The 16,391-nt window shown below is 71.8% G+C and carries 16 protein-coding genes; 10 read left to right on the top strand and 6 right to left on the bottom strand.

From position 1 onward, the window contains the following. Positions 1–77 precede the first annotated feature (77 nt). The 6 genes from ACTYVM_RS18880 to ACTYVM_RS18855 form a co-directional block, all read right to left on the bottom strand. A complete protein-coding gene (locus ACTYVM_RS18880; RefSeq protein ID WP_445527011.1) occupies positions 78–1,346 on the bottom strand; it encodes a hypothetical protein in 1,269 nt (422 codons plus the stop codon). A gap of 53 nt (positions 1,347–1,399) precedes the next feature. Then, the gene (locus ACTYVM_RS18875; protein ID WP_445527018.1) at positions 1,400–1,924 is read right to left on the bottom strand and encodes a SigE family RNA polymerase sigma factor; all 525 of its coding nucleotides are present in this window, start codon (positions 1,922–1,924) and stop codon (positions 1,400–1,402) included. Between the two features lie 175 nt (positions 1,925–2,099). Next, a complete protein-coding gene (locus ACTYVM_RS18870; RefSeq protein WP_445527010.1) occupies positions 2,100–3,806 on the bottom strand; it encodes a chitinase in 1,707 nt (568 codons plus the stop codon). 173 nt (positions 3,807–3,979) lie between these two features. Beyond that, positions 3,980–4,375, bottom strand: a complete 396-nt coding sequence (locus tag ACTYVM_RS18865) for a hypothetical protein (RefSeq protein ID WP_445527009.1) — start codon at positions 4,373–4,375, stop codon at positions 3,980–3,982. Beyond that, positions 4,375–4,944, bottom strand: a complete 570-nt coding sequence (locus ACTYVM_RS18860; protein ID WP_445527008.1) for a hypothetical protein — start codon at positions 4,942–4,944, stop codon at positions 4,375–4,377. The genes ACTYVM_RS18865 and ACTYVM_RS18860 overlap by 1 nt, the downstream gene beginning before the upstream one ends. A 28-nt stretch (positions 4,945–4,972) precedes the next feature. Further along, the gene (locus tag ACTYVM_RS18855) at positions 4,973–6,505 is read right to left on the bottom strand and encodes a hypothetical protein (protein WP_445527007.1); all 1,533 of its coding nucleotides are present in this window, start codon (positions 6,503–6,505) and stop codon (positions 4,973–4,975) included. 396 nt (positions 6,506–6,901) lie between these two features. Between ACTYVM_RS18855 and ACTYVM_RS18850 the strand changes: the two genes are divergently transcribed. From ACTYVM_RS18850 to ACTYVM_RS18805, 10 genes are all read left to right on the top strand, one after another. Next, positions 6,902–7,720, top strand: a complete 819-nt coding sequence (locus ACTYVM_RS18850) for a hypothetical protein (protein ID WP_445527017.1) — start codon at positions 6,902–6,904, stop codon at positions 7,718–7,720. A 71-nt stretch (positions 7,721–7,791) separates the two neighbouring features. Further along, positions 7,792–8,499 (top strand): Flp pilus assembly protein CpaB, encoded by a 708-nt coding sequence (cpaB, locus tag ACTYVM_RS18845; RefSeq protein WP_445527006.1) that lies wholly within the window; start codon positions 7,792–7,794, stop codon positions 8,497–8,499. Between the two features lie 13 nt (positions 8,500–8,512). Then, the gene (locus ACTYVM_RS18840; RefSeq protein WP_445527005.1) at positions 8,513–9,766 is read left to right on the top strand and encodes a CpaE/TadZ family protein; all 1,254 of its coding nucleotides are present in this window, start codon (positions 8,513–8,515) and stop codon (positions 9,764–9,766) included. Positions 9,767–9,933: 167 nt separating this feature from the next. After that, entirely contained in the window at positions 9,934–10,263 is a 330-nt protein-coding gene (locus ACTYVM_RS18835) for a pilus assembly protein (protein ID WP_445527004.1), read from the top strand. A 1-nt stretch (position 10,264) separates the two neighbouring features. After that, the gene (locus ACTYVM_RS18830) at positions 10,265–10,636 is read left to right on the top strand and encodes a TadE family protein (RefSeq protein WP_445527003.1); all 372 of its coding nucleotides are present in this window, start codon (positions 10,265–10,267) and stop codon (positions 10,634–10,636) included. A 41-nt stretch (positions 10,637–10,677) separates the two neighbouring features. Further along, positions 10,678–12,015: a TadA family conjugal transfer-associated ATPase gene (locus tag ACTYVM_RS18825; RefSeq protein WP_445527002.1), complete on the top strand. Its 1,338-nt coding sequence runs from the start codon at positions 10,678–10,680 to the stop codon at positions 12,013–12,015. An 11-nt stretch (positions 12,016–12,026) separates the two neighbouring features. Beyond that, a complete protein-coding gene (locus tag ACTYVM_RS18820) occupies positions 12,027–12,968 on the top strand; it encodes a type II secretion system F family protein (RefSeq protein WP_445527001.1) in 942 nt (313 codons plus the stop codon). A 27-nt stretch (positions 12,969–12,995) separates the two neighbouring features. Beyond that, complete coding sequence (locus ACTYVM_RS18815; RefSeq protein WP_445527000.1) at positions 12,996–13,889, top strand: DUF5936 domain-containing protein; 894 nt, start codon at positions 12,996–12,998, stop codon at positions 13,887–13,889. Positions 13,890–13,907: 18 nt separating this feature from the next. Next, complete coding sequence (locus ACTYVM_RS18810; protein WP_445526999.1) at positions 13,908–15,494, top strand: sensor histidine kinase; 1,587 nt, start codon at positions 13,908–13,910, stop codon at positions 15,492–15,494. A 50-nt stretch (positions 15,495–15,544) separates the two neighbouring features. Next, positions 15,545–16,387 (top strand): response regulator, encoded by an 843-nt coding sequence (locus ACTYVM_RS18805; protein ID WP_445526998.1) that lies wholly within the window; start codon positions 15,545–15,547, stop codon positions 16,385–16,387. Positions 16,388–16,391: the final 4 nt, after the last annotated feature.

Here is a 16,391-nt window from a genome sequence, read left to right as displayed (position 1 = left end):
CTCGCACCCCCCCACCACCCCAGCCGCGGGCGTTACCGGCCCCAACCACCACCCCCCCCCCGGTACCGCGTCGGTGATCAGTCCTGCGGGTGCCACGCCGGGTCGGTGGCGATCGCCTGGAGCTGCTTCATGGTGAGCGCAGGCACCTTGCGGGTCGCCGGAGTGTTCTGCGCCCCGGAGTTGAAGGCGCTGATCACCACGCGCCGGCCGTCGGGCCGGATGGTGTCCACGCTCCACCAGACGATCCCGGGGATGCCCTTCTCACCGGACTGCCGGCGCGTGACCACCTTGGTGCCGTCGGGCAGGACCTCGGCGTCCGCACCGAACATCTCGTCGTCGAGGTCACCTTGCGTGTCCAGCTGGACGTTGACCTGCACCAGACAGGCGCCCCTGCCGTCGTCCAGGACGACGTATCCGAAGGCGTCGTCGTCCGGACCGCTCTTGCGGACGATCTTGATCCCCTGCGGTACCAGAGGGCCGAGCACCGCCGAGATCGAGCCGCCGGGGGTGATCGGCCCCTGGTCCGGCGCGGGCGCCGAGAGGTCGTCGAGGGGCTGGGCGTCGGCGGCCGCACGCAGCTCGTGTGCGGTGGCGAGCGCCTTCAACTGGGCGAGACCAAGGGGTGGTTGCTCCCGGGTGACGAGCGAGTCCTTCTCCGTGGCGCTGTTCCACTCCTGGATGCCGATGTGCCCGCCCGCCGGTGTGACGAGGTCGGCGGTCCACCGCTTCGTGCCACTGCGGCTGTTCGGATACTCGTAGCCCTTCAGGAGCATGAGGACGGAGCCGTCGGAGAGCTTGGTGGAGGTGCAGGAGTCGTAGACGATGAACATGCTGTCCGGGCACTCGGTGGTCTGGCGGGTCTCCAGGCCCCCGGGCCGCACACGGTTGAGGAGCACGGCGACGGCCGCCTCGCCGTCGCCGTCGTCGTACACGAGGTTGGCGTAGGACTCGTGGTCCCTGCTGCCTCCGTCCTTGCCGCTGATCCGTCCCTCGGGAAGCAGCTTTTCGAGGATGCGGAGAAGCTCGTCGCCGGACATGACGGTCGCGGCGGCGGCGGGGGCGGTGGCGGGGGCGGTGGCCCGTGCCGACGGGCTGCCGGCCGCGGACCGCTGCCGTACGCCGTCGCCCTGGCCGCCGGGAAGGAGCAGGGGCCCGCCCAGCCCGACGAGTGCCACCGCGGCGGCACCGCCCACGACGGCGGCGGCGCGCCGCCGCGCGCGCAGCCGCCGTCCGTGTGCCTCGCCGCGCGCTGCCAGCGTCTGCTGGTCGGTTCCGAACGCGGTGCCGGTGTCCCGCAGGACGTTGGAGAGGCGTTCCTCGAAGGGGTCGTGGTCTGCATCAGGCATGGCGAACCTCCGTTTCCGCGAAAGTCGTTGATCCGGTCGTGGATGGGAACAGGTCAGGGGCTCGCGTACTCGGCGAGCGAGTCGCCGAGCAGCGCGCGCAGCCGCGCGAGGGCACGGACGCAGCGGGTCCGGACGGCGGCCGAGCTGGCGTCCAACGCGGTGGCCGTCTCCTCGATGCTGCGGTCCTCCCAGTAGCGCAGGACGACCACCGCGCGGTCCTTGGCGGACAGCTGCCCGAGCGCTTCCAGAAGGGTCAGCCGCAGCGGCGTGTCGCCGCCCGTCCGCGGCTCGGGGACCTCGGGCAGGACATCGGTGGCGCGTTCCCTGTGGCTGCTGTGGCGGCGCCGGTGGGCGAGGAACGCGCGGGTGAGGACGGTCTGGGCGTACGCGGCCGGGTTGTCGACGCGGGAGACGCGGCCCCAGCGGAGGTACACCCGGCCGAGGGTCTCCTGGACGAGGTCCTCGGCGAGATGGGTGTCACCGCCGGTGAGGAGGCAGGCCGACCGGTACAGGTGCCCGGCGCGCGCCGCCGCGAACTCGTGGTACGCCTCGGCTCGCTCGCTCCGGCCCTGACCCATGTGCCCTCCCGTGGTGCCCACGCCCCGGTTCCCCGGGGCACCCCCCACCTCATTGATGCGGTGGACCCGCCGGAATGTTTCACGGGAGTTCGGCGCGGTCGGGTGGGAACGCACAAAGGCTGCCGTCATGCCCTCCCGGAGGGCGTGACGGCAGCCGTGGGCGGATCCCGCGGGGCTACGGCAGCGCGTGCACGTGCGGGCCCACCGCGTTGGACCAGGCGTTGCCCGCCGTCGCGTCCCAGTTGGTGGACCAGGTCATGGCGCCACGCAGGTCCGGGTAGGTCTTCGACGGCGTGAAGGAGCCGCAGTTGGTGGCCTTGGCCAGGCAGTCCAGGGCGTTGTTCACCACGGAGGGGTCGACGTAGCCGCTGCCGGCGCCGCGCGTGGAGGCGGGGACGCCCAGGCCGACCTGGGACGGGGCCAGGCCCCCCTCCAGCTGGATGCAGGCGAGGGCGGTGAGGAAGTCCACCGTGCCCTGGCTGTAGACCTTGCCGTCGCAGCCCAGCATGGAACCGCTGTTGTAGTACTGGGTGTTGACGACCGTGAGGATGTCCTTGACGTTCAGCGCCGTCTGGAAGTACCCGCTCGACGTGGACTGCATGTCGAGGGTCTGCGGGGCCATGGTGATGATCAGCGACGGGCCCGCCTTGGCCGACAGGGCGCGCAGCGCCTGCGTCATGTACGTGGCGTTCAGGCCGTTCTCCAGGTCGATGTCGACGCCGTCGAAGCCGTAGGTCTGCATCAGGGAGTGGACGGAGTCGGCGAAGTTGGTCGCGGAGGCCGAGTCGCTCACCGACACCGTGCCGGTCTCACCGCCCACCGAGATGATGACCTTCTTGCCGGCGGCCTGCTTGGCCTTGATGTCGGCCTTGAACTGGTCGACGGCGTAGCCGTTCAGGCCGGCCGAGTCGAGGGTGAAGCTCACCGCGCCCGGCGTGCCGGTGGCGTCGGCGAAGGCGACGGCGATGATGTCGTACTGCGACGGCACGTCCGAGATCTTCTGGACCGCGGCGCCGTTGTTGAAGTTCTGCCAGTAGCCGGTCACCGCGTGCTTCGGCAGGCCGGCACCGTTCCCGCCGCCGTTTCCGCCGGACGAGGTCGTCGTGCCCGTCACGGCCGCCGACTTCGGCGACTCACCCGCCGCGTTCGTCGCCGTCACCTGGAAGGAGTACGAGGAGGAGGCCGCGAGGCCGGTCACCGTCGCCGAGGTGCCGGACACCCCGGTGACCTTCGTGCCGTCGCGGTAGACGTTGTAGCTCGTCGCGTCGGAGACGGAGTTCCAGGACAGCGACACCGACGACGATGTGGTGCCCGTCACCCCCAGTCCGCCCGGTGCCGCAGGGGCCGTCTGGCCGCCCTGGTCACCGCCGCCGCCCCCGTCGGGGCCGAAGAGCGAGACGTCGTCGGCGTAGTACGCCGCCTGCCCGTACCAGCCGTGCAGGTACACCGTCACCGAGTTCGTCGAGGAGCCGGTGGTGAAGGTGGTCGACAGCCGCGTCCAGCCCGTCGTGTCCGGCGTCCACGTCGACACGTCCGTCGTGCCCGTGCCGGTGGCGCCCAGGTAGGTGTAGCCACCCTGCACCCAGGCGCTCAGCGTGTAGGTCGCGTTCGGGCTGACCGCCACCGCCTGGGAGCACTCGGCGTTGTCCAGCCCGTCCGGTGTGGCCTTCAGCGCGGCGGAGCCGCTGTGCGCGGGGGAGGAGACGGTCGTACCGCTGCCGGCCGAGCAGGACCAGCCACTCAGGCCCGACTCGAAGCCGCCGTTCCTGACGTTGTCGACGTCGGCCGCCGACGCCTGCCCGGTGCCGGTCAGGCAGAGGGCGAGGGCGGCGGTGACGGCTCCCGACCACAGGCGCAGTCGTCGTCCTCCGGGTCTGGGCATGCCTGGTACGCGGTCCACTGGGGCCTCCGGTGGGGGAGTAGGGGGGAGGAGGGGGAGGGGCAGGACGGACGGTGGCCACCGCTTGGTCGTACAAGTTGGTCCAGACCATTTGACTTGTCAAGAGGTCCAGACCAAAGTCGCCTCCGGGGCAACGCCCCTGTGCCGCACTCCTGTTACGGCTGGGCCCCCTCCCGCCACCGTTCAAGGAGCAGGCCCAGCGCGCACCCCGCCAGCAGCACCCCCGTCGACATCCCGAGCGCCAGTGACGACAGTCCCGCCCGCTCCCAGCGCAGCGACACCGTCAGCAACTGGGCCGCCACCGGCACCGCGCACGCCGCCACCGCGTGCCGCGTCGGCAGCTCCCGCCACGGCGCCGGATGCGCCCGCGCCGCCGCCCAGGTCGCCAGTGCCACGCACACCAGGTTCGGCAGGTGGATCAGCGCCAGCGCCGCACTGAACGAGCCCACGCCCCGCGGGCCGACCAGATTCCCGTACAGCAGCGTCATCTGGACGTACTCGGTGACGACGAGCACCACCACGCCCACCGCCAAGGACCGCACCAGCGGCATCACCGCTGGTGCACCCGTACCGAGCCGACGATCCCGCGCAGGTCGGCGGACGACAGCGCGCCCCGCGCCGCGTCGATCCGGATCGCGAACGTCCGGCCGGCCGGGTCCAGGCCGGTCAGGATCACGCCCCGGATCGGCGTGCCCTTGGGCGGGTTGCCGTCCTCGCCGGTCGAGTCGAAGGTGAAGTCGATCCGCTTGGCCCGGTCCGTGCCCGCCAGCTTCACGTCCTTCTCGCCCGCCACCTTCGCGCCAAGCCCGAGGCCGGCCTCCGCGGCGATGGCGGCCTGCTCGGCGGAGTCGGCCCGGGTGAAGTCCAGTTGCACGGTGATGATCGAGACCGTCCGCCCGGACTCCTCGCGTACGGCCGCCGCCGCGTTGTACCTGCTGCGCTCGGCCGCGCTCTGCTCGACGTATCCCCGGGGGCCCGCGGGATACGACACGGAGACACCCTTCGTGTTCAGCGTGTCCCAGCCGTCCGGCACGGAGGCGGAGCCCGAGTCGCCCTTGCCGCAGCCCGTGAGGGCGGCCGCGGCGGCGAGCAGGGCCGCGATCGGCAGTCGTGTCCTCATCGGCGTACCAGCCCTCCTGTCGGCGCGCTCACTCGGCACAGTAGCTGTAGGGGACGTAGGACCGGCGGTCTCCGTCCGGGGCGCCGAGGAAGCGGGCGTCCGTCAGCGTCTCCGCCTTCTGCTCGGTGCTGACCGACAGGCCGAGACTCAGCCCGAGGTTCAGCTCGAAGCCGTACTCGGCGGCGTTCACCTCGCCGGTGTACGTCATGCTGCTGGACGTTCCCCGGTCGAACATCAGCTGTCCGAAGGGGTCGTCGTCGCCCGGCCGCCGGGTCGGCGCGTGGTCGTCGAACATGTACTGGAACGGCGTCACCAGCTGTTCGTCGGTGCTGCTCAGCCACTCCTCGGCGACGGCCCGGTCGTGGTCGCCGGCCAGCCCCGGATCGAAGCTCAGGGAGCTGGTGACGACCTGGATGCCGGTGCCGCCGGCGGTGCCCTCCCCGCTCACACCGCCGCCGCGCCGGTCCGCGCCCGAGTGGCCGTTGTCCCCGGAGACTCCCACGCCGCCGCTCACGCCGCCGCTCTGCTCCACGGTGCGGGTCATGGTGATGCCGGTCAGCTTGCCGGTGGTCTTGTCGTAGGTGACGGTGATGGTGCCGGTCTGCGTCCGGGAGACCGAGGCGTTCCCGCTGACCGGGCCGGCCTCGGCGCTCGCGGTGCCGCCGTACTGGATGGACGACGCGTACGTGTACGACTTGGTGTTGTCGTAGGCGTCGTCGGTCCAGGTGACCTCGGGGGAGTATCTGAAGCTGCCGCCGAGTTCGGCGCTCAGCCGGTCCTCGTCGCCCGCCGAGAGCTTCAGGCCGGCCGCCGCGGAGGCCTCCAGGCTCACCGTGCCGTAGGTGATCCTCCGGTTGTCGCCCAGCGCCTCCCGAACCCGCTTCTCGGTGTTCTCCTCGTCCTTGAGCGGGCCGGTGCCGAAGAGGTAGAGGAGGCTGTCGCCGATGCTCGCCTCCGCGCCGCCCGGCGACTGGCGCCGCATCTGGTACATCTGCAGCTTCTCGACGTCCTCGCGGAACCTCCGCGCCTCCTCGGGGCTCTCGAACACCCAGGTGTCGCCGTTGGTCACGGTGATCCCGGCGCCCAGCTCCACCGTGCCCGTGCCGAGGTTGCCCACCTTCACCCCGGGCGTGAACTCCTTCTGCACGCCGACCGAGGCCGCGTCCGTGAAGGTGAGGTAGACCAGCTCGTCCCGGTCGTCGACCGTGCCGTCGTGGTTGACGTCCGTGTGGGCCTTGACGTGCTGCTCCTGGAAGCCGTACTCCTTGCCGATCTCCCAGAACAGGATCTTCGCCTTGGAACCCGCCTTGTCGCTGACCGTCGAGACCTGGCAGAGCGAGGGCTCGAAGTCGGCGTCGGTCAGCGCCTGGTCGTCCGGCCGGCCGCTGCCCGGGCCGCAGTCGCCGCCGCCGGTGACCTTGCAGATCTCTGCGGAGATCTTCTCGTAGACGGTCCGGCCGATGCCGGTGGCGGAGATGCCGAGCACCAGCGCGGCGACGACCACGATCATCCCGAGGTACTCGGTGGCGGTCGCGCCCAGGTCGCCGTCGTGTCCGTCCACCCTCCGGCGTATCCGCCCGCCACCCCCGCGAGCCATACGGCATTCCCCCTCGCCCCGCGCACGCGCCTCGTAGGTCGGCGAGCGTAGGTGCGCACGGGGCCGGGCGGCGTGGGTCCGCGGGCCCAAACCCGGGCCCATCGTCAACGGGTTGTCCGCGGCCCACGCTTTCGGGTCGCCTCGGGATGCTCAACCTGACCCGGTTTGCCGCAACTTGTGGGACAAAAACTCGCCGACCTGGTACGGAATCGCTGTTCTCCCTCCCCTGAGGCGTGGATACAGTGCTGAGGTAGTCACGCAGTGAAGTCAACTCGGTGTGCCGGAAGACCACCGGCGGGCCGACAGGCGTCTATCGGGGAGCCGCGCGTGTCCACTGCCATTGCTGTGACAAGCGCCGACATGGCGCTGCCCGCGCAGGACGAGCGGACCGTGCCCGCCGTCGTCCTGAAGGACCTGGACCGGCAGCCGCTGGAGCAGACGCTCGACGCGATGAAGAACCTGATCGACCACCACGGGCACGTCGTGGTGGTGTGCTCGGACGCCGTCCCCAGCGGTGTGGAACGGCGGCTGCACACCGTCCGCTCGCTGCTGGAGAGCGACCGCATCGCCCTGTTCCGGCCCGGCCTGCCGCCGCTCGGACTCGCGGTCCTCGCCCGCCAGTTGCGCCAGCTCGCCTCCTGCGACCTCAGCCCCGGCGTGCTCGCCTCGGCCGGGCGGCTGCTCACCCACTACATCCACTCGGGTGCCGTGCTGGCCTCGGTCGCCCGCCTCGACCGCGTCCCCGTCGGTCTCAAGGCGCACGCCAGGTCGTGGGTGCCGGGCAGCCAGTTCGGCGTGATCGCCCACCCCGAGCCGCAGCTCGTCCGGATCGGCCCCGACGCCACCCTGTCCGGACCGGACTTCGGCAGCTGGATGCTGCTCGCCAAGGGCCAGCTCCAGTCCGACTGGGTCGGCTCCACCCTGGCCCCCGCGTGGAACGCGCTGGGGCTGCGCGAGGCCGACCTGCCGGCCGAGTCCGCCACCTGGTGGGGCACCGGCAAGCTGATCGAGTTCTGCACCTACCTGGCCGATCTGCCGGTGCTCTACCAGCTGGTCACCTCCGTGCGCCAGGGCGTGTGCCACTGGTGCGGCATCGACGTCATCGGAGACCGCTGCGTCTTCTGCTCGGCCACCCCACCCGTCCCCCGAGAACCGGACACCCACCGGGTGAGTCCCTGAACCACCGGCACCACCGTCATTCGATTCCGCTCGACTTCGCCGACCGATATCCCAATGAGGTTGCACGGTTCATGAACTCCCGTCAGCGCCGCGGCGTGATACTCCTGATCCTGTCCGTCATCTGCGCCCTCGGCGCGTTCGCGGGCGTGCTCTCCGTCATCAGCGACGTCAAGTCCAAGGTCGGCCCCGAGGTCGCCGCCTACCAGCTGCGCACCGACGTGGCGCCGTACACGACGTTGAGCACGGGGCAGTTCGAGAAGGTCACGATGCCCAAACGATGGCTGTCGCCGAACGCCGTCACCGATCTCGCGCAGATCCAGGGCAAGATCGCGGTCACCACACTGCGCAAGGGCTCCCTGCTCCAGAGCGACATGATCGTGAACCAGCCCGCCCTGCAACCGGGCCAGCAGGAGGTCGCCATCATGATCGACGCGGCGACCGGCGTGGCCGGCAAGATCACACCGGGCGCCACCGTCAACGTCTACGCCACCTTCGGCGGACAGCGGCAGGGCGATCCCGCCCAGTCCAAGATCATCGTGACCAACGCCAAGGTCCTCGACGTCGGCCGGATCACGGCGCTCCAGCCGAACGCCGACAACAGGGCCCAGCAGCCCACCGACGCCGTCCCCATCACCTTCGCGCTGTCCACCATCGACGCCCAGCGCATCACCTACGCCGAGTCGTTCGCCCAGCGGGTCCGGCTCGCGCTGGTCGCTCCCGGCAGCGACACCAGCGTCCCGGCCAAGGACCGGACCTACGAACTCGCGAACGACAAGTGAGAGGCCGGCAGGCATGACCACCAGGATCCTCCCGGCCGTCGGCGACGCCGACGCGGCCCGCTCCATCACCACCCTGCTCAGCCAGCTCCCCGACGCCGAGCCGGTGGCCCCGGTCGTCGACTCCACCCAGCTCATCGACACCCTGGCGCGCCTGGCCGCCGAGTCCGTCGACGAACTGCCCGAGATCGTGGTGGTGCACGAGCGGATCGGCCCGGTCCCGGCCCTGGAGCTCATCCGCGAAGTGGCCCTGCGCTTCCCGGCGGTCGGCGTCATCCTCATCACCTCCGACGCCAGCCCCGGCCTGTTCTCGGCCGCGATGGACTCGGGCGCGCGGGGACTGGTCGCCCTCCCGCTGAGCTACGAGGAACTGGTCAGCCGCGTACAGGCGGTGGCCCAGTGGTCGGTGGGCGTACGGCGGCACCTGGGCCACGGCGGCGACGTGTTCACCGGGGCCGGCGGCCGGGTGGTGGCGGTCAGCGGCGCCAAGGGCGGCGTGGGCGCCACCCTCACGGCGATACAACTCGCCCTCGCCGCCCAGGCGTCCGGCCGCGGCACGGCCCTGGTCGACATGGACCTCCAGGCCGGTGACGTCGCCTCCTTCCTGGACGTCCAGTTCCGCCGCTCGGTCGTCGACCTCGCCTCCATCACCGACATCTCGCCGCGCGTCCTGGCCGACGCCGTCTTCCGCCACGACAGCGGCCTCGCGCTGCTGCTCGCCCCCGGCGAGGGCGAACGCGGCGAGGAGGTCACCGACCGGGCCGCCCGGCAGATCGTCAGCGCGCTGCGCTCCCGCTACGAGATCGTCGTCCTGGACTGCGGCGCCCAGCTGAGCGGGGCGAGCGCGGCGGCCGTCGAGATGGCCGACACCGCCCTGCTGGTGACCACCCCGGACGTGGTCGCGGTACGCGCGGCCAAGCGGACCGTGCGGATGTGGGACCGGCTGCAGATCCGCAAGGCCGAGGAGACGACCGTCGTCGTCAACCGCCACACCCGGGGGACCGAGATCCAGCCGCCGCTCATCCAGAAGATCACCGGCACGCCGGTGGCGGCCACGGCGATCCCCGCGGGCTTCAAGGAACTCCAGGGCGCGGTCGACGCGGGCCGCGTCCACGAACTGGACAGCAAGAGCACGGTCAAACAGGCGCTGTGGGGGCTCGCCGGCGAACTGGGGATCGTCAAGGCGCCCGAGGCCGACCGCAAGGGCGGGCGGCTGCGGGGCGACCGGGGGTCGGTGAGTTTCCGGCGCCGCAGGGAGGCAGGGGGATGAACGTGCGGGCAGGCACAGGGAAGAGGCCGCCGGGGGGCCGGCGGCCGCGCTCGGGGTCGCCGGGCCGGGGACCGTGCCCGAAGTCGCGGGCCGGGCGGCTGCGCTCACAGTCGCCGACCGGGCGGCCGCGTTCGGACAGCGGGCAGGTCGCCGTCGAGTTGCTCGGCATGACCCCCACGATCCTCATCACGCTGGTGCTGCTGTGGCAGTGCGTGCTCCTGGGGTACACGTACACGCTTGCGGGGAATGCTGCCGACGAAGCGGTACGGGCGGGCACGGCGGCCGATCGCGGCATTAGGGACGCCGCCTGCCGCCAGGCCGGTCTGGACAAGCTGTCGGCAGCGTGGCGAAGGGGGGCCGAGGTGGGCTGCGAGACGAGCAACGGCTACGTACGGGCGCACGTCGGCCTCAAGGTGCCCGTCCTCTTCCCCGGCACGATCGACTTCCCCTTCACGGTCACGGGTCACGCCGGCGCCGTAGAGGAGGCGACGAACTGACATGCCGTACGAGCGCGCACGCCGCGACCGCCGCCGCCCCGACCGGGGCCAAGTGGCCATCGAATACCTGGGGTTCATCCCGATCCTGATGCTGCTCGCCCTGGCCGTCATCCAGATCGGCCTGATCGCCTACACCGCCCAGCAGGCCGGCACGGCGGCCCGCGCGGGGGCGCGCGCGGCCTCGCTCCGGCAGGGAGCCGAGCAGGCCTGCGCGAACGCGGTCAGCGACTGGCTGGCGGGCGGCACCAGCTGCCCGGCCTCGTACAGCGGCAAGGAGGTCACCGTGACCGCCGGTGTCGACATCCCCTCGGTCGTCCCCGGCTGGAACTTCGGCCGGGCCCACAAGACCGCCACGATGCCGCTCGACCACTGAAACCGCTCGACCACCGACCAGGAGCGAGGAGCACGGGAACCATGAGCCTCCGCGCACGCATCAACTCCCCCGAGGAGAAAGGCAGCCGGGGAGAGGACGGCCATCTCGTCGCCTCCTACCGGGCCAAGCTCCTCGAGGAGATCGACCTCGCGGAGATGAGCTCGCTGGCCGCCGCCGAGCGCCGGGTGCGCCTCGAGCGGGTGCTCGGGCACATCATCAGCCGGGAAGGCCCGGTCCTGTCGACCGTGGAGCGCTCGCAGCTGATCCGCCGGGTCGTCGACGAGGCCCTGGGCCTGGGCATCCTCGAACCCCTCCTGGAGGACGCCTCCATCACCGAGATCATGGTGAACGGGCCCGACGCGATCTTCGTCGAGCGCGGCGGCCGGGTCGAGCAACTGCCCCTCCGCTTCGCCTCCGACGACCAGTTGATGCAGACCATCGAGCGGATCGTCTCGACGGTCAACCGCCGTGTGGACGAGTCGAATCCGATGGTCGACGCCCGCCTGCCCTCCGGCGAGCGCGTCAACGTCATCATTCCGCCGCTCTCCCTCACCGGCCCCACGCTCACCATCCGTCGCTTCCCGCGCTCCTTCACGCTCCAGGAGCTGATCGGCTTCGGCTCGCTCGACGAGCACATGCTGTACCTGCTGGCGGGCCTGGTGCAGGCGCGGTTCAACGTCATCGTCTCGGGAGCCACCGGCACCGGCAAGACGACCCTCCTCAACGCCCTGTCCGGTCTGATCCCCGGGGGCGAGCGCATCATCACCATCGAGGACTCCGCCGAACTCCAGCTCCAGCAGGCGCACGTGATCCGGCTGGAGTCCAGGCCGCCGAACGTGGAGGGCCGCGGCCGGGTCACCATCCGCGACCTGGTCCGCAACTCGCTGCGCATGCGCCCCGACCGCATCGTCGTCGGTGAGGTCCGCGGCGGTGAGTCGCTCGACATGCTCCAGGCGATGTCGACCGGCCACGACGGCTCGCTCGCCACCGTGCACGCCAACAGCGCCGAGGACGCGCTGATGCGCCTGCAGACCCTCGCCTCCATGTCCGACGTGGAGATCCCCTTCGTCGCCCTGCACGACCAGATCAACAGCGCCGTCGACGTGATCGTCCAGCTCACCCGTTTCGCCGACGGCGCCCGCCGCGTCACCGAGATCGCCCTGCTCGACAGCCACGGCAGCGAGCCGTACCGGCTGGCCACCGTGGCCCGCTTCGCCGCACAGCCCATGGCGGCAGACGGCCGGATCTACGGCGCCTTCGAGTACCACCCGCTGCCGCGCCGCACCGCCGACCGCCTCTACATGGCGAGCCAGCCCATCCCCCAGGCCTTCGGCGTCGCCCAGTCCGCAGACCAGCTGGCCACCCGAGAAGCCAGGTAGGAACCGACCCCATGGATCTGAGCACCCTCGTCCCCCTCACCACCGGCGTCACCCTGCTGACCTGCGTCCTGGCCGTCGCGGGCCTGCACGCCTACACCTCCGGCAAGGCCCAGCGGGCGGCCCTCGTCGACCGGCTCTCCCAGACCGGTCAGGTCCCGGTCGGCCGGCGGCGCCGCTTCCCCGCCCTGGACCGCCGCCTGCGCCGTACGAGACTCGGCCGCAGGCTGGAGCTGAGGCTCGCCGCGACCGGTCTGGACGTCACCCCGGGCGAGTTCTTCGTCTACATGCTCGCCACCGTGGCCGCCCTCTGGCTGATCGGCCAGGCCTCGCTCGCCCCCTTCTTCGGCCCGCTGGCCGGCCTGCTCGGCATCTGGGCGGCACTGCAGTTCCTCAACTGGCAGCGCCAGAAACGGATCGAGAAGTTCATCAACCAGCTCCCCGAACTGGCCCGCATCCTCGCCAACGCCACGCAGGCGGGCCTGGCCCTGCGCACCGCGGTCGGCATGGCGGCGGAGGAGCTGGAGGCCCCGGCGGGCGAGGAACTCGCCAAGGTGGCCCACCAGTTGGCGCTCGGCGCATCGATGGACGACGCGCTCGCGGAGCTCACGGACCGGCTGCCCTCACGGGAGCTGGTCGTCCTGGTCACCACGCTGGTCCTGTCCAACCGGGCCGGCGGCCAGGTGGTGAGCGCCCTGCGCAACCTCACCGAGACCCTGGAGGAGCGCAAGGAGACCCGCCGCGAGGTCCGCACCCAGCTCTCCCAGGTCAACATGACCTCCTACGCGGTCCCCGTGCTGGGCATCGGCGCGCTGTTCCTCATGAACGGCGTCAAGGCCGGAGCCCTGGACCGCATGACCGCCTCCCCGATCGGCCAGGGCGCGGTGATCGTCGCCTTCGCGCTCTACGCCGTCGGCTTCGTCCTCATCCGCCGCATGTCCCGCATCGACGTCTAGCCCGGTTCCCGGAAGGGGGGAAGAGGGATGGCACTGCTGCTCGCACTCGTGATGGGCCTCGGCGTCTGGGGCGTCTTCGCCGGCATCCGCATGTACCGCGCCGACGCCCGCCTGCCCGGCGACCTGGCCCTGGCCCTGGAGGTGGGCTCCACCCGCACCGGCGCGGTGGACTCCCTCGTCGACCGCCTCGGCATGCGCTACGCCCCCGCCGTGCTGCGGCTGATGGGCCCCAAGAGGGTGGCGAAGTACCGCCGCAAGATCGACCTTGCGGGCAACCCGGGCGGCCTCACGATCGACCGGTACGCGGCCCGGCGCGCGGTCTACGGCTTCCTCGGGGGACTCGGCGGACTCGTGTTCCTCCTGCGGGGACAGCTCTTCGTGGCCCTGCTCCTGCTCGCCTTCGGCGCCTTCTGGACCGAGGTCGGCATCTGGTCGGCCATCCGCATCCGCAAGGACGTGATCGAGCGGACGCTGCCGGACTTCCTCGACGTGCTCGCCGTCGTGGTGAGCGCGGGCCTCGGCTTCCGCCAGGCCCTGGACCGCGTCGCCGACAAGTACGAGGGCCCCTGGGCGGACGAACTGCGCATCACCCTGCGCCAGATGGACCTCGGCATGAGCCGCCGCCAGGCCTTCGCGGAACTGCGCCGCCGCAACGACTCCGAACAGGTCGCCATGTTCGTCACCGCCCTCCAGCAGGGCGAGGAACTGGGCGCCCCGATCGTCGACACCCTCGTGGCCCTCGCCAAGGACATGCGCCGCACCGACGCGCAGAACGCCCGCCGCAAGGCCGCCCGCGCGGTCCCCAAGGCCACCATGATGATCACCACGTTCATGGTCCCGGCCACGATGATCCTCCTCGGCGCGGGCCTGATCCTCGGCTCGGGCGTGGACTTCGGCTCCCTCACCGGCGCGAGCAAGTAGGGGAGGGCGACGACGGCCATGGCGACGACGGAGGAACGCACCGGGCTGCTGCGCCGGCGTCCGAGGATCCCCGAGATCACCACCCCACCGGCGGGCACGGTCCTCCCGGCCCACGTCCGCACGGGCGCCCCGGACATCCCGGTGACGTCGGTGACGCCGGCGCTGCCGCCGGGGTGGGAGCCGGCGGAGCCACCGAGTGGACGGTCCGCCGCCGACGGCGAAGGCCCCTCACCGGGGCCACCCGCACCCGGCGAGGACCCTCCACCGGTGTCACCCGCACCCGGCGACGAGGCGCGCACGGATGCCGCGGACGGGAGCCCGAGCCCGGCCGAAGGCCGGGTGCCCACCACGCAACCCACGGAGCCGCCGGCACCCGAGCCGGAGAGACTGCAGATCAGCGCGCTGCAGGCGATGTGCCGCCACGTCTTCGCCTTCCGCCTCGCGATGATTGCCCTCGCCGCCCCCGTCGCCCTTCTCAACGCCGCGCCCGGCCTGGCCGCCCGCCTGGTCAGCGCCGCGGTCGTCGTCACCTTCATGGGCTCCTACGTCCTGTTCAGGGACTGGGAACGCTTCGGCCCCCTGCTCCTGCGGCACCCCACGCTCCTCGCCCTGGACATGCTCTTCGGCGCCCTCCTCCTGATCGCGGCGGGCCCGGACAGCACGCTGGCCTACGTCAGCGTCTGCACCCCCCTCCTGGCCGGCCTCGTCTACGGCTGGCGCGGGGCGGGCCTGTTCGCCGCGTTCCAGTCGCTGATCCTGCTCCTCGCCTCCACCAGTTCCAGGGAACTGTCCCCGGACCTGGCCCAGGCCACCCTCCTGCCCGGCCTGTGCGTCATCGCGGGAGCGGCCGGGGTCACCCTGCGCAACCTGCTGCTCCGCTTCGGCGCCGCCACCCGGGCCCTGACCACGGTCCAGGCCCGCCTCGCCGTCACCGAGGCGGTCGGCGCCGAACGGGCCCGGCTGGCCCGCGAGATGCACGACTCGGTGGCGAAGACGCTGCACGGCTTGGCCATGGCCGCCGACGGCCTGGCGGGCTCGGCGGGCGCCGACCGCATGGATCCGGCCCTGGTGAAGCAGCAGGCGGAACTGGTGGCCCGTTCGGCCCGCCGGGCGGCCGCCGAGGGACGCGAACTGCTGACCGACCTGCGCCGCGAGAACGACCCGGAACACGGCACCGACGTACTCACCGAACTCACCGCTCGCACCGGCGACTTCGCTTCCCGAACCGGCCTGCCCGCCACCTACCGCCCGACCGGCGAGCCCGGCGTGCCGCCGGTGCCGCCCGCCGTGGCACGCCAGCTCCTGACCATCGCCTCGGAGGCGATGGAGAACGCCCACCGCCACGCGGAACCCACCCGCGTCGAGGTGCGCGCGGGCGTGCACGGCGACCTGCTGCGGATCAGCGTCTACGACGACGGCCGTGGCCTGCCGCCCGGCACCAGCCTCGAACAACTGCGCCGCGCGGGCCACTTCGGCCTGGTCGGCATGGTCGAGCGGGCCGCCTCGGTCGGCGCCCGTATCCGTATCGGCCGCGGCACCCACCCCAAGGGAACGGAGGTCCGCCTCGAACTGCCCCTGGGAGCCCTGACGACACCGACCGCATGACCGTACGACCACCCATCCCTGCTCCACGACCCAGAGAGGAGGCCGCCGCCGTGCCGGACCAGACGACTCCCAACCCCTTCGAGGGCTTCCCACCGCCCGCACCGGCCGCGCCCCTGCGCGTCGTCGTGGCCGACGACAACCCCGTGGTCCGCGCCGGCCTGACGGCCCTGCTCTCCGGCCGCGCGGACATCACGGTGGTGGCCGAGGCTGCCGACGGCCGCGCCGCCTGGGAGGCCGCCCAGCAGCACCGCCCCGACGTCGTCCTGCTCGACGTCCGCATGCCCGGCGTGGACGGCCTGTCCGCGCTGCCTTACCTGGTCCGGATCGCCCCGGTGATGATGCTGACCTACAGCAACGAGTCGGAGATCGTCCAGGAGGCGCTGCGCCTGGGCGCGGGCGGCTACCTCGTGCACGGCGAGTTCACGGCCGACGAACTCGTCACCGCCGTCCGCGACATCAAGGAGGGCAGGGCCCACTTCACTCCCACGGCGGCGGGCGCCCTGGTGGCCCGGGTACGCCAGGACCAGCCGCCGACGGGTGCGATTGCACACGACCACCCCTTCCCAACGCCCCCTGAACCGGCCACTTCTGCCAATCATCTTTCGCGATTGCAACCACGTGTGGGACAGTCTTCGTCTGGATGGACAGGCGGCGGCCGTCTGGCCGCCGTCGACAGGTCGAGGTTCCAACTCAGCGCGAGGGAGGCGGAGATCATGGACCTCATCGCGACCGGCATGACCAACCAGCAGATCGCCGCCACCTGCTTCATCAGCGAGAAGACCGTCAAGAACCACATCAACCGCATCTTCGCCAAGCTGCACAGCACCAGCCGCTCCGAGGCCGCCGCCAAGTGGCTGGGCACGGCCCCGGGTTCCACACGAGGACTGGGGTGACCCG

This window comes from Streptomyces cyslabdanicus (genome assembly GCF_052663305.1).
The sequence above is the reverse complement of the archived record's forward strand: the minus strand, read 5'-3'. Positions and strand labels throughout refer to the sequence as shown.

What these genes read in the sequence shown, in the direction of transcription:
- ACTYVM_RS18850 (WP_445527017.1), top strand. Translation starts at nt 6,902, where the DNA reads ATGGCGCTGCCCGCGCAGGACGAGCGGACCGTGCCCGCCGTCGTCCTG.
- ACTYVM_RS18825 (WP_445527002.1), top strand. Translation starts at nt 10,678, where the DNA reads ATGAGCCTCCGCGCACGCATCAACTCCCCCGAGGAGAAAGGCAGCCGG.
- ACTYVM_RS18875 (WP_445527018.1), bottom strand. Translation starts at nt 1,924, where the DNA reads ATGGGTCAGGGCCGGAGCGAGCGAGCCGAGGCGTACCACGAGTTCGCG.
- ACTYVM_RS18860 (WP_445527008.1), bottom strand. Translation starts at nt 4,944, where the DNA reads ATGAGGACACGACTGCCGATCGCGGCCCTGCTCGCCGCCGCGGCCGCC.
- ACTYVM_RS18880 (WP_445527011.1), bottom strand. Translation starts at nt 1,346, where the DNA reads ATGCCTGATGCAGACCACGACCCCTTCGAGGAACGCCTCTCCAACGTC.
- ACTYVM_RS18840 (WP_445527005.1), top strand. Translation starts at nt 8,513, where the DNA reads ATGACCACCAGGATCCTCCCGGCCGTCGGCGACGCCGACGCGGCCCGC.
- ACTYVM_RS18835 (WP_445527004.1), top strand. Translation starts at nt 9,934, where the DNA reads ATGACCCCCACGATCCTCATCACGCTGGTGCTGCTGTGGCAGTGCGTG.
- cpaB (WP_445527006.1), top strand. Translation starts at nt 7,792, where the DNA reads ATGAACTCCCGTCAGCGCCGCGGCGTGATACTCCTGATCCTGTCCGTC.
- ACTYVM_RS18815 (WP_445527000.1), top strand. Translation starts at nt 12,996, where the DNA reads ATGGCACTGCTGCTCGCACTCGTGATGGGCCTCGGCGTCTGGGGCGTC.
- ACTYVM_RS18820 (WP_445527001.1), top strand. Translation starts at nt 12,027, where the DNA reads ATGGATCTGAGCACCCTCGTCCCCCTCACCACCGGCGTCACCCTGCTG.
- ACTYVM_RS18865 (WP_445527009.1), bottom strand. Translation starts at nt 4,375, where the DNA reads ATGCCGCTGGTGCGGTCCTTGGCGGTGGGCGTGGTGGTGCTCGTCGTC.
- ACTYVM_RS18830 (WP_445527003.1), top strand. Translation starts at nt 10,265, where the DNA reads ATGCCGTACGAGCGCGCACGCCGCGACCGCCGCCGCCCCGACCGGGGC.
- ACTYVM_RS18810 (WP_445526999.1), top strand. Translation starts at nt 13,908, where the DNA reads ATGGCGACGACGGAGGAACGCACCGGGCTGCTGCGCCGGCGTCCGAGG.
- ACTYVM_RS18870 (WP_445527010.1), bottom strand. Translation starts at nt 3,806, where the DNA reads ATGCCCAGACCCGGAGGACGACGACTGCGCCTGTGGTCGGGAGCCGTC.